Origin of the sequence: Corallincola holothuriorum, assembly GCF_003336225.1 — a bacterium.
GTDB classification, from domain to species: Bacteria; Pseudomonadota; Gammaproteobacteria; order Enterobacterales; family Neiellaceae; genus Corallincola; species Corallincola holothuriorum.
Window position 1 is genome coordinate 323832 of the sequence record NZ_QPID01000003.1, and the last position, 12609, is coordinate 336440.

The 12609-nt window shown below is 45.7% G+C and carries 11 protein-coding genes and 1 pseudogene; 3 read left to right on the forward strand and 9 right to left on the reverse strand.

The window, feature by feature from the left end:
• Window positions 1–12: 12 nt before the first annotated feature.
• The 5 genes from DU002_RS06950 to DU002_RS06970 all read right to left on the reverse strand — a co-directional run bounded on the left by DU002_RS06950 (window position 13) and on the right by DU002_RS06970 (window position 7267).
• Window positions 13–1596: an ATP-binding protein gene (locus tag DU002_RS06950; protein ID WP_114337644.1), complete on the reverse strand. Its 1584-nt coding sequence runs from the start codon at window positions 1594–1596 to the stop codon at window positions 13–15.
• The gene (locus DU002_RS06955; protein ID WP_114337645.1) at window positions 1589–3670 is read right to left on the reverse strand and encodes a Mu transposase C-terminal domain-containing protein; all 2082 of its coding nucleotides are present in this window, start codon (window positions 3668–3670) and stop codon (window positions 1589–1591) included. The genes DU002_RS06950 and DU002_RS06955 overlap by 8 nt, the downstream gene beginning before the upstream one ends.
• The gene (locus DU002_RS06960; protein ID WP_114337646.1) at window positions 3660–4481 is read right to left on the reverse strand and encodes a TnsA endonuclease N-terminal domain-containing protein; all 822 of its coding nucleotides are present in this window, start codon (window positions 4479–4481) and stop codon (window positions 3660–3662) included. The genes DU002_RS06955 and DU002_RS06960 overlap by 11 nt, the downstream gene beginning before the upstream one ends.
• 131 nt (window positions 4482–4612) lie before the next feature.
• On the reverse strand, window positions 4613–6448 hold the full coding sequence (glmS, locus tag DU002_RS06965; protein WP_114337647.1) for a glutamine--fructose-6-phosphate transaminase (isomerizing): 1836 nt from the start codon (window positions 6446–6448) through the stop codon (window positions 4613–4615).
• A gap of 36 nt (window positions 6449–6484) precedes the next feature.
• The gene (locus tag DU002_RS06970) at window positions 6485–7267 is read right to left on the reverse strand and encodes a DeoR/GlpR family DNA-binding transcription regulator (RefSeq protein WP_114337648.1); all 783 of its coding nucleotides are present in this window, start codon (window positions 7265–7267) and stop codon (window positions 6485–6487) included.
• 596 nt (window positions 7268–7863) lie between these two features.
• On the opposite strand from DU002_RS06970, the gene DU002_RS06975 reads away from it, so the two are divergent.
• From DU002_RS06975 to DU002_RS06985, 3 genes are read left to right on the forward strand one after another with little or no spacing between them, the layout of a single operon-like run.
• A complete protein-coding gene (locus DU002_RS06975; protein ID WP_114337649.1) occupies window positions 7864–8154 on the forward strand; it encodes a helix-turn-helix domain-containing protein in 291 nt (96 codons plus the stop codon).
• On the forward strand, window positions 8144–9454 hold the full coding sequence (locus DU002_RS06980) for a type II toxin-antitoxin system HipA family toxin (RefSeq protein WP_114337650.1): 1311 nt from the start codon (window positions 8144–8146) through the stop codon (window positions 9452–9454). The genes DU002_RS06975 and DU002_RS06980 overlap by 11 nt, the downstream gene beginning before the upstream one ends.
• Before the next feature lie 56 nt (window positions 9455–9510).
• The gene (locus DU002_RS06985) at window positions 9511–10509 is read left to right on the forward strand and encodes a YecA family protein (RefSeq protein ID WP_114337651.1); all 999 of its coding nucleotides are present in this window, start codon (window positions 9511–9513) and stop codon (window positions 10507–10509) included.
• Window positions 10510–10837: 328 nt separating this feature from the next.
• Here the strand turns inward: DU002_RS06985 and mads1 are convergent, their stop codons facing one another.
• The 4 genes and pseudogenes from mads1 to DU002_RS07005 form a co-directional block, all read right to left on the reverse strand.
• The gene (mads1, locus tag DU002_RS06990) at window positions 10838–11014 is read right to left on the reverse strand and encodes a methylation-associated defense system helix-turn-helix domain-containing protein MAD1 (protein ID WP_114337652.1); all 177 of its coding nucleotides are present in this window, start codon (window positions 11012–11014) and stop codon (window positions 10838–10840) included.
• Window positions 11015–11198: 184 nt separating this feature from the next.
• Window positions 11199–11348 carry an AlpA family phage regulatory protein gene (locus DU002_RS06995; protein WP_114337653.1) on the reverse strand — a complete coding sequence of 50 codons (150 nt, stop codon included), beginning with the start codon at window positions 11346–11348 and terminating at the stop codon, window positions 11199–11201.
• 49 nt (window positions 11349–11397) lie between these two features.
• Window positions 11398–11595: pseudogene (locus DU002_RS07000) on the reverse strand (transposase); the annotation flags it as partial.
• Between the two features lie 136 nt (window positions 11596–11731).
• The gene (locus tag DU002_RS07005; RefSeq protein WP_199405187.1) at window positions 11732–12601 is read right to left on the reverse strand and encodes a YicC/YloC family endoribonuclease; all 870 of its coding nucleotides are present in this window, start codon (window positions 12599–12601) and stop codon (window positions 11732–11734) included.
• Between the last annotated feature and the right edge of the window lie 8 nt (window positions 12602–12609).

The window sequence follows — 12609 nt, forward strand, 5'->3', positions numbered from 1 at the left end:
CGGAACGACAGCTCACAGGTATGGCGTAATATCTAAGATATTGCCTTCATTTTTCAGAGTACGATAAGTAGACATGGGTTCGTCACTTCGTAGTAACCGAAGGTCATTGTCAACATAAGTAGGTGTTAGCTTTTTTGCGGTTGGGGTTGACGTTTTTGAGGGCTGCTCTGGCTCGTCTTCTAGAGATTTGATATGTGCGACCAGACCAAAGAGATCTTCTTCTGGTTTCTCAATCAATGCTTGCTGTGCGGCCAACGGAGCCACATCTTTTCCTAATCCCATTCGAATGAGCATTTCCGTGAGTTCAGTTCGTTTATCATGCGATGATTCATCAGTATTCACTGGTTCGCTTAATATCGTATCATCCGGCTGGCCGAGTATGCGGATTGCATCCGCTGGCAAATCCAAATCTGCGTACTTTACTATCTCTTCTTGCCGACCACTTTGCAGCGCTTTAATCATTGGGTGAATAATGGAAAGCTCCTCATTAAAGACATCCTTTACTAACTTAATAGTGATCAACTCTTTGCCTGCAACAACTGCTCTTGCTTGGCATAAATAGAATAGTGAAACAGCAACATGTGCGATGCCTTGTGTTAACTCCCAGAATAAATCTTTCATCGATTGGGTAAGTGGGGTCGTCGCTTTAAACCACTGTAGCTTCCACATTCGTTTGATAAAACAATCCCACTCGCTTTCGTTGGCGTTGTTAGACAAGTGATCGAATCTATTCCAGTTTAAGCTCCCAAACTGGGCCGCACGACGAGCAGATCTCAGCGTGGGAGAAAAGAGATCGACTGCTTTGGGTGTTCCGATGAACAGCACAGGGACTTTAATGACGTTGGTAAGTGTGACAAAGAAATTGAGCAGTTTAGACGCCCCTCCTGAACGAGCAGCGTTGAGGTGTTGGAGCTCATCAATGACTAAGATCCCGATAGAATGAAGCGCACATACTCTTGCGATGTCACCCAGCATTGACTCGGCAGATGACTTTGCTTTTACATAAAGTGCTTCATAGTCAGAACCTATGACGTCATCCACTGCTCGAAAAAAATGAATACATAGACTCTTAGCTGAGCCATCATGAGGGCTATCGATTTTCAACCACACAAGCTGAGAGTGTTGGTAATCGGGATGATATATTGCTTGGTGACAATAAGTATCTAAGACTGCCTGAACAGCTGTCGTCTTACCGGTACCTGAACAGCCAATAATTGAACTGGCAAGTGCGGCACTCCCTGCATTTCTAGAAGCGACAGAGAAATCCACATTATCGACATCTGAAAGATTACGTTGATACTCGTTTGATGCGATGTTTCGCCCTAAGTATCCTCGGCGAATCATCCCAGAAATCATTTGTTCAAGTTGGAGGTGCGCCTTAGTCGGATATAAAAACTCATCTAGTATTCTCATCATCGCATGACGGCGAATGTAGCCCGGCAAGTTCTTTTCAGATTCTCGCACTTTAGGATATCGATTTAACGCTTTGGCAGTATCTTGCGGGGAATTGAGCAAAGGTAGCGCGTTAATCAGTGGCTGACCTCGATAGTCTTCAATTTCAGGTTCAGCATATTCTGCCTGATGAATGTTAATCATCGTCTTCCTCTAGAAAGTCATCAAGGGATGGGTATTCGATATTTTCTGAATTATGACCTGTGTGAATATCAATGACATCGGCAGCGCTTTGCTTTGACTTATGCTTAAGATTGACTGCGGTATTGTCTCGCTCAAGCTCCCGCTCTGCATCTCGATTACCCTTAATTCCGGCCAGCCTTTGTGAGCCCGTCAACTTTGGCGCACTTCCCTTTTTGTCACGCTCTCGTTTAGCGATACTCTCCATTTTTTCTTGCAAGTTAGGCGCCTCAAAATCTTTATCTTGATTCGCTGACGCCTCTGCGACTTTAGAGGACTTGAGAATACCCGCTGCATCAACAAAACTCATTCCCTTGTATCGACGGCTACGATCTGAAAGCTCACATATCCAATAGGATTGGTAACTGTTATCAGGTCTCAGGTAGATCACATTGGTTCGTCGTGGGTCAAAGGCTATCTCTACGTTCTTTTGTCTGGCGTGTTTAAATCGGTCAAACCACCCCTCCGCCATCGCTTCACTGCATGTGTACTTTAGGCCTTTAAAACCAATACCCACTTCTGACACTGTCCCGTTTTCAGTCGGTAACAAGTTCACTTCGACTAAGTCTTTGCTGCATGCCCTTAACTTACCAGTTCGGTTTTTGATTCCCCAGTTCCAAAGTTGGAGGGGGACTGCTGGCAATTCATCGGGCATATCTTTCGCAAAATCATAATCTTTCACTACATGCCGAGTGTTGTAGTTGATGATGATGTGTATCACGGTCTCAGTGAACGCTGCTAAGGTTAATTCTGCATCTAACTCGTATCGTCGCCCCAAACGTTTTTTACCATTAACCGGTTCAACGATACCGCTGATGTAGGGCTTAAATTTTGTCTGAAGTGTATTGAAATATCGCTCCACACCACCTTTGTCATCCCCTCGGTAGGAACGCGAGTTACTCAATTGGACATTAAACGCATTGACGAGTACGTCAGCTTGCCTATGTAGAAGCTCGCCTTTATCTGCCATGATGGATGCCGGAAGCCCAACGGATGGCCACATACTGTTATCTATATCTATGCCATAGCTTCGGCAGTACTCTGTCTTATCTAAAAAGGCGTTTGACATCGCCATCATCGCAGCTACCCAAGAAGGGTTTTCTAATCCAACGTAAAGCCCTGTAACCATTCGACTAAACACATCTTTAACTATGTAAACTACTGGTCTCCCGATGATTTTATTTGGGTCTTTTTCAGAAACTAAGTATAGATCAGCTATCGTTGCATCTATCTCATAACGACCGCCCGGCCCAATATTCATGTATGCCGAGGTACTCGTTAATGCTCTAATGTCTTTATCATATATTTTAGATGGCGTCCGCAGCTTAACGACATCATGTTGCCGATAGTTCGATTCGTAGAAGTAGCGAAACTGACGAAGAGTCGGTATCGATGTTTTATCAGCGCTTGGATAGCGTGATTTATATAGACCAATAGCTTTGTCTTTTGCATCTTTGATAGAAAATTTGTCATTTTGTAAAAAGAACCCATCAATGGCTAAACGGAAAAGCTCGGCAACATCATCAGTAATAATTGCCCCGACACCTTCGCTCGTTGTTCGCTTACGTCCAAGTTTCTTGTCTATTTTTCGTCTCGACTTACCTTTACCACCGCACCGATAGTAATCCGGTAGTAAGGCGTTTGGTGTCATCCCTCGTTGCCAATATCGGCGCAATTGACGAACAAAATAGATCCTTGGTTTACCCGTTTGCTCAACTGCGCTTCTAATTAGTTGATTACGTGACGATTTATTAAATAACTTACTGTGTTCTTCCAATAAAATTTTGAGCAGCGAATATGCCTGATCTCTCTTTGTACTTTGAGGGCTATTGATTTCAACGAGAGAGAAAGTAAAAGGCTCATTAATGCTTTTTATTGTTTTGTTAATGGTCAGTTCTCGTAACTCGGGGATAGGCTTACTGATGGGCCAAGCAGAATCATCATCTATATTAATCAACCAAACAAATTCTATCGTTTCGTATACGATACGCACACGCTCATCGGAATCAGTATATTGATAGACTTGATTAAGAAGCATTGCCCGCCCCGAAGCCTGCACTGTAGTTTGCTAACAGCTCGATATCTCCACATTTCCAATCTGTGAATGGGACTTCTAGAGAGGCTTTTAAATATTGATTGGCGATACCAAAGCGAAGAGTTTCAATATGTGTGCCTGCTTCTAACTGGTAGCGATCATCCAATTTAGCACAGTATCTGGCAACAAAATCTTTGGGTTGCTTGGCTAGCCTAACAGCGAGGTCCATTACATCTTGCTTGGTGAGTGAGCAATGATCTTCGGTATCGATATCGATAAGTGGTCTTATCCAATTCAAATTCATCTTGAGATCGTTGGAGATATCTTGGTCGGTAAAAATAAGGCATGGAACCTGTGCAGATTCCCAAAATGCTTTCTCTATTTGAATTTTTTCGATAATTCGTTTGCGGTCAAGATCTGCAGCTGGTTTAACTGGTATGGCTAATTTTTTACCATCAACAAAATCAATTAGTAGATCTGTCGTTACGATTTTTAGCTCACCTCTAATTTGAGGATGTTTTATACCTAATTGACGGCAAATATTGAGTGAGTCAGCGAGGGGGATAGGGAATTGCTCTCGAATGTCGATGACATCCTTGCACCAGTCAAAAACCAAAAATGCAGCAAGTTCTATTCCGGACAGGAAATGATGAGTACGCCCTATAGTAGCGCTTTTTACTCGAATGCTTTCGCCTGAGCTGCTAAATTCGCCTACTTGAACAAAGGGTACATAATCTTTGCCGATCCCTTCTCCGCGCTTTTCTTTTAAGCGCTTTTGGTCTTTTTTATTAAGTGGCTTATCTGCATCAGACATAAAAACCTCCTGCTAAGACAACTTAACAGGAGGTTAAAAAACGATCAATCTTTATTGTAAATGATCAATGTTTATTGTAAACGATCAAACTTTATTGTCCGCCGACAATCTGCATGACTCGTTTTGGTGGATTATTCCACGGTGACAGCCTTGGCTAGGTTGCGTGGCTGGTCGACATCGGTGCCTTTGATCAGGGCGACGTGGTAGGACAGCAGTTGCAGCGGTACCGTATAGAGGATAGGCGCGACCAAGTCGTCACAGTGAGGAACATCCAGCACTTGCATGGTGTCGTCGCTGACGAATTGCGCATCTTTGTCTGCGAATACATACATCAGGCCACCACGGGCGCGCACTTCCTCTACGTTTGAATGCAGTTTTTCCAGCAGCTCATTATTAGGCGCCACCACAATCACCGGCATCTCTGCGTCGATCAATGCCAATGGCCCGTGCTTGAGTTCTCCCGCAGCATACGCTTCGGCATGAATATAGGAGATCTCTTTGAGCTTCAGCGCTCCTTCCATCGCGATGGGGTACTGATCACCACGGCCTAAGAACAATGCGTGTTGTTTATCTGCAAAGTCAGCGGCTAAGGCTTCAATGGCTTTAGAGCCACGCAGCAGTTGTTCCACTTTGGCGGGAACGGCTTTCAGCTCACTGATCACTTCCGCTTCGCGCTCTGCCGTGATCTTGTTTTGCAAACGGCCGATGCCCAAGGTGAGTAGCAACAGCGCAACCAATTGCGTGGTGAACGCTTTAGAGGAAGCCACCCCAATTTCTACGCCGGCTTTGGTCATGAAGGCGAGGTCTGATTCACGTACCAAAGAAGAGCCCGGTACATTACACACGGCCAAGCTAGACATATAACCCATGTCTTTTGCTAGGCGCAATGCGGCGAGAGTGTCTGCGGTTTCACCTGATTGAGACAAGGTGACAAATAAGCTGTTGGGACGCACAACAGATTTGCGATAGCGAAACTCTGAAGCGATCTCAACATTACAGGTCACTCCGGCAATCGCTTCCAGCCAATAGCGGGCCACCATACCTGAGTTATAACTGGTGCCACAGGCGCAGATTTGTACATGTTCTACTTTGGAAAGCAGTGTCTCACTGCCTTCGCCGAAAGCGTCAATATTGACGCCACTCGTAGATACACGTTGATCCAGGGTTTGTTGCAATGCCACTGGCTGTTCGAAGATCTCTTTCTCCATAAAGTGGCGGAAATTGCCTTTACCACCGGCATCATGCTCTACGTCAGACTCGATCACTTCGCGTTGAACAGGCGCGCCATTAATGTCAAAAATTTCTACACCGCCACGGGTAAGTTCAGCGACATCACCCTCTTCTAAATAGCTGAAGCGACGGGTAACCGGTAATAAGGCCAGTTGATCAGAGGCTAAGAACATTTCGCCGATCCCGTAGCCGATCACTAGCGGGCTGCCTGAGCGTGCAACAACTAAACGGTCAGGGTCATTTTTGTCCAATACCACGGTGCCGTAAGCACCTTCCAGCTGTGTGGCTGCTTTTTGTACTGCTTCGCGCAGACTGTTGGCTGTTTTAAGCTCATGATGTACTAAGTGAACAATCACTTCGGTATCGGTTTGCGATGTGAAGTTATAGCCTTTGCCGCGAAGTCGTTCCCGCAGTTCATTATGATTTTCGATAATGCCGTTGTGTACAACAGCCAGGGTACCGTTAGATATATGTGGGTGAGCATTGATTTCGCTGGGTTCGCCATGGGTTGCCCAGCGGGTATGCGCAATACCGATAGGGCCATTGGCCGCTGAGGCTGCGACGGCATCGTCCAGTTCTTGCACTTTACCTAAGCGGCGCACGCGTTGTAATTCGCCGTGCGCATCCAGCACCGCAATACCGGCGGAGTCATACCCGCGGTATTCTAGACGTTTCAGGCCTTCTACCAATATTTCAGCTACGTTTCGTTGTGCTACAGCGCCTACGATTCCACACATGTTTGATTCTCCAGAAAATTCATAATTGTTGTGAGGCTATTTATCCATTGTGGCACAAACGACGGTGACACCATGGCGTTCAATATCTGCTTTTATTTGTGGTGATATGTCGGCATCGGTAACCAAAGTATCGATATTGCTCCATGGCAACTCTAAATTTGGGATCCGTCTACCGATTTTGTCTGATTCGATTAACACCACGACTTCTCGTGCGACTTCAGCCATCTGCTGACTCAAACCGACTAACTCATTAAAGGTGGTTGTGCCGCGTTCCGGATCAATGCCATCCGCACCGATAAATAGCTGGTCAAAGTCGTAAGCCCTGAGGACTTGTTCAGCGACCTGGCCTTGAAATGCTTCTGAGTGCGGATCCCAGGTGCCGCCCGTCATTAACAGCGTGGGTTCGTTTTCTAGTTCAAGTAAGGCGTTGGCGACTTTTATTGAGTTCGTCATCACCACTAGGCCTTGTTTCGAATTTAGGGCGGGAATGAGCGCGCCTGTGGTACTGCCGCTATCAATAATGATCCGGTTGTGATCTCGTATACGCGCCGCAGCAGCCAAAGCGATAGGTTTCTTTTTTTTCGAAACTTTTTGATCGTCTGCTTCACTTGAGTCACTGATCAGGTCTTTTGGTAAAGGCACGGCGCCACCGTAGCGTCTCAGCAATATACCGCTCTTCTCCAATGCACTCAGATCTTTTCTGATAGTGACTTCGGACGTATCAAACTCTTTGGAGAGTTGGTCAACACTGACTTCACCCTGCGCTTGCAGCTGGGCAACGATTTGGTGTCGGCGGTTTTGTGTATTGCGTTTAGACATAACACCTAATGTTTCGTTTTTGGGGTTGCGACTATATCAGTTCGAAACTTATTGGGTCAAACGAAACTTTTGAGTATAAGTTGAAGTTCTAAAATGGCGATTAGAAAGCAATTATAGTTGGTGTTGGGTAAAGGGGATCTTTCGATTGGCTAAATAAAGTTACGACTGTTTCGCACTATGTGTTTCTGCCATGGCAAGCAGTTTGAAGCCGTATGATTTGGTCACATATAGAAAAGCCGCTTAAAAGCGGCATTTTCTGTTTTTGGTGGATATCAGGCTTAGATGCGTTTACTCGATATTCTGAATATTAATGTAGAGTTAAATGTTAAATTAATTAAAAATCAAGCAACTGCAGATTAAATGGTCTTAATTATTCTTTGTTGACCACCAATTTAACCACCAGTCATTCACTTCCTAGATACGAGCCTATTAGGCGATGAATTACCTTACCTCACCCCTTGCCTGACGCAAAGTATCAGCTTTTAGTATCTTTCTCCAGTCATGTAGTGGTTATTCACATTTATGTGGGCGTTATTGTGTCCATAAGTTAGGAAATGACGCTATAATAGACATTATTGTATCCATTGAGATTGCGTATGAACTTTTCACTTTTAGATGATACCGATGTAAGCCAAGCTTTTGCTACTCATCTGCGGGGTTTGCGTAAACAAGCGAAGCTATCGCGAGAGGCACTGGCACTGCGTAGTTGTGTACCTGCTTCGACCATAAAAAAGTTTGAACTCACCGGGCAAATTTCATTTCGTCAGCTGCTGCTTTTGTGGCAGTCGCTGGATTCACTAGACAGGCTTTATCAACTGACACAAACCACGGCTGACCGTACCGCTTTACCGACCAGTATAGAAGAGGTGCTTAAAGATGAGCTTTAAATCCATTCAAAAGTTGAATGTGGAGCGCACTCTCACAACGGGCGAAACTGTATCGGTGGGTGTATTAGCGCAAAACCGCCAAGGTGTTTTCTTTCAGTATGATGAAAGTTATCTAAGCAGGTTTGGCAATTTATCCCCTTTTACTCTTCAAGGCGATGTGCGATTACAGCAAGCACCGAAAGAGCCTCACCAAGGTATACACGGCGTTTTTGGAGACAGCCTTCCCGATGGTTGGGGTTTGTTGTTGCAAGATCGTGTGTTTCGCCAACAAGGTATAATACCCGCACAAGTAACAGCAATGGATAGACTGGCGTTTGTTGGCCAGCAAGGAATGGGGGCATTGTCTTTTACGCCTGTATCAGAGCTTTCATTAGATCAGCGTTCAGATATTGATTTGGAAACACTTGGGCTTGAAGCCCAAACCTTGTTCGACCAGTCCCTCTCTGACGATCTAGACGGTAGCACTCAGCAAGTGTTAGCAACGTTGGTAGCAGTCGGCAGCTCCGGCGGTGCTCGCCCTAAAGCGCAAATTTATATGCCCTCTGGTGACGCGACGCAATGCCGCACTTATGCACAATCTGGCGATGAAGCATGGTTAGTTAAGTTTACTTCGAAGAACTTAGCATTGGGCCACGAAGAAGGTTTGTGTGAAGCGGTCTATTTAGAAATGGCTGAATTGGCAAAATGTCAGCCACCGATTTGGCAGCTAATTGAAGCACCTGCGAGTAGCGGCGCTAAAGCATGGCTTGCGTTAAAGCGTTTCGATTATTTACCTGCGCAGGATAAGGCTGGGCGTTTACATATGCACAGTGCCTGCGGCCTATTGGATGCTGACTTTCGCAGCCCTAGCTTAGACTATAGCGATCTTATTAAAGCCAGCCGCCAATTGTGTAAGTCACCTGCTGCTGGGCAACTTCAATTTCGTCGCGCAATCTTTAACTTATTTGCAGCGAACCAAGACGATCACAGTAAAAACTGGGGCTTTTTACAAGCCGATGATGGCAACTGGCAACTCGCCCCTTTCTACGATGTTACGTTTAGCCCTCACCCCTTTAATGAGCATGCTACCGCCTTTGCTGGGTACGGAAAAGCGCCACCACTCAACGTGATGCAAAAGCTGGCTGCCAGTGCGGGCTTTGCTACTTGGAAGGAGGCGCAGCTTTGTATCAAAGAAGTGGTTGAGGCCATTAGCCAGTTTGCGCATCTTGCTCAGCAACACGTGATCAGCAAGACAACCGTGTTAGCGATAGAAAAAACTCTTGCAGAGCGCAAGCAAGAAAACGCGGCACTCTTGGTTTGAGATAATGTTTTCTTAGGTGACGTAGCAATAAGATAAAGAAGACGAGTAGATAAAACATGAAACCAGGTCGAAATGAACCTTGCCCTTGTGGCAGCGGTAAAAAGTACAAACGTTGCTGCATGAACAGTATTTCTAAACAACACACATCAATGCTGGATGACATTGAGCAAGTTGCGGTAATGAACCCTAACTTGTCTTTAGAAGAACTCAATATCGTTGCAGAGCAAAAAATGAAGGCGGCTAATGAACGGCCTCATCCTGATTTCTGTGGCCTTTCGCCAACACAAATGAGTAATTGGTTATATGCGCCTTTCAATGAATTGGCGTGGGTCACAATTAGCACGCCAGAGGATTTATCTGCTAGCCCAGTGATGCGTTATTTGGCATTGATTTTAGACGAAGCTATGCAGAATGGCGGTTCGTTTAAAGCCACCAGCAAAGGTAACTTGCCGATAAAAATCGTTAAATCGGCCAGTGAGTTATTGCCTGAGTTTGCCGTTTCTCAATTTGAACGACATATCAGCATTAGTGAATATGCAGGCAGTAACGAAGATAAGTTTAATGCATTGCATTACAGCCGGGTGCTGGCAGAGATAGTGGGTATCATCTATCTTCGAAGCGGTCGTTATCATGTTAAAAAAACAGCTCAAAAGCAGTACCTAACGCACGGTATTCAAGCATTCTTTATCCCTATGCTCGAAGCTACAACCTCTCAGTACAATTGGGGCTACCTAGATGGATGGGAGCACGATATTGACCTAAGAACCTTCTGGCTATTTATGCTGTGGCGATTGCAACGTCATGGCAATACAAAACAATTGATTGAAGAGGTAATGATCGCATTCCCAGACTTACTGCTGAGATGCCCTGAAGATGAGTACTCGTCCCCAAGTCAGCTACTAGGCACAATGATTGAATCGCGCTTTATTAAACGCTTCCTGGAGTTTTGGGGCTTTGTGACGGTTGCGCCAATGAGGCATGCTAATGAGCTTAGGACGCCGGATAAAGTAGAAGTGCAACCATTGATGAAGCAAGTTTTCCAATTCGATGTTTAGCGTGAATTAGAAGAGCAAGGTTAGGTCTTTCAGCTTAAGAGTTTGCCACGTTGTTCGAGAACGAGAGTAATCGTACATAGGTTTATTTGTTTGATGACTGCTTCATAACATCAACGAATCATGTTGTTTTAGTCTGGTTTTAGCTTTCAAGATTATGATAAGTATAAATTTAAATTTGCTTGATCGTTGCTTGATAACTTTCTTAGACTTGGCTTTGTATATAGCTTTCGCCAACCTATAAGTAAAACCAATACAGATATATTTCATCTTCCTGGATAAACCGATGCGATTTCAAGGAATGGGCGCATAAACTCTTGGTAATTTGGGATCATGCATTGTCCTTTTGCTTTTCTATCCACGCTTCTAAATCTTCTCGCTTAAAGCGCCATGAACCACCAACCTTAAAGCTTGGTAGCTTGCCTTCACTGGCAAGTCGATACGCGGTTTTCTCTGCCAGCTTTAGATAAGCGACTACTTCTTTAAGAGTTAGAATTTGGTCAACCATCTGGTTGTGCTCTCTGCCATGTCATTTTTAGCACTTAATAGAGAGAATATGGGGAAATTGAGGAAGTAAAAATACGTTGACGAGTGTTTATGTGACTATTGTTTTATATGTTCTTTTTTGAATCTTAATCTAGTTCTGATGCTTGCACTTTCTCCATCATCCAATCGTCAACCTCACTTTCAAGCTAGGCTTTGCGCTTGCCCATAACCGTAACGTTCTTTGGGAAATCACCAGCTTTAATCAAGAGGTAGATACTGCTGCGGCACAGTGTAGTAACTTCCATCACATCGCGTAGTCGAAGAAAGCGGTCACTGCGGTTTTGAATAATTTCCATCATATTCTCCTAGTTGTCCGCGAATTCAACTCCGAAGTGCAACGTTCGCCTATGCAGCCTGACACAGTGATTCAAACACTGCTTTGGGCTGCTTGAAGTCGAGGCATTTCCTCGGTCTCTCGTTTAATCGCATCTGCGCTCGCAGCACATCCTCATCTGTCACTAGCCGTAAGTCTGTTCCTTTCGGAATGTACTGATGTAGCAGGCCATTGAAGTTCTCGTTCAGTCCCCGCTCCCAAGATGAGTAGCGATCAAAGGCGATCAAAGGGGTCAGATCAATTGATTTTCCGTGATTTAAATTCCTTCGCCGCACTGGTGAAAAAAACCGGCTAGGACGCCGGTTTTTGGGGGCTACTTGTTAGTCAGACAATGGGGCTGAGACATCACTCGATATTCTGGATCTGCTCGCGCATCTGTTCAATCAATACCTTCAGTTCTACCGCTGACTGGGTGACTTCCTGGTTGATTGACTTGGAGGCGAGGGTGTTCGATTCGCGGTTAAACTCCTGCATCATAAAGTCGAGACGACGGCCGATAGCACCGCCTTTTTTTAGGATTTTGCGGGTTTCTGCCACATGGGCTTCGAGGCGGTCTAGCTCTTCGGCAACGTCTAAGCGTTGCGCCAGCAGGATCATCTCTTGCTCTAAACGGCCGTTGTCGAGTTCGACGTTGGCGTCTTCCAGTTTGTTGGTGAGGCGTTCACGCTGCCAGATCATTACTGCTGGCATCTGCTCGCGCACCTTGGCGACTTCAACCATCACGCCATCGAGACGTTGGCTGATCATCGTTTCCAAGCTGTCGCCTTCGCTGGCGCGGGCGGCGATAAACTGGTTCAGGGTTTCGTCGAATGCGGCTAACAGTTCGGTGGAGATGGTATCAATATCCGCTTCTTCATTTTCCATCACACCGGGCCAGCGCAACACGTCGAGGGGGTTCAGGTGCATGGAGCCTGAGGTTTGATCATTCACCCAGCCTGCGCAGCGCATCACTTCTTTGGCTAGCGCCTCGTTTATTTGCAGTTTGGATTGCTTCTCGGCACTGGCATCAAAACGCAGGTTACACTCCAGCTTGCCGCGATTCAGGCGCTTACGGAAACGCTCGCGTAATACTGGCTCTAAGCCGCGAAACTGCTCAGGCAGGCGCAGGTAGCTTTCCAGATAACGTTGATTAACGGAGCGAACTTCCCATACGGCGGTGCCCCATTCACCCTTCAGGGTGTGGCGGGCGTAGGCGGTCATGCTGTGAATAGTCATTGGCAACC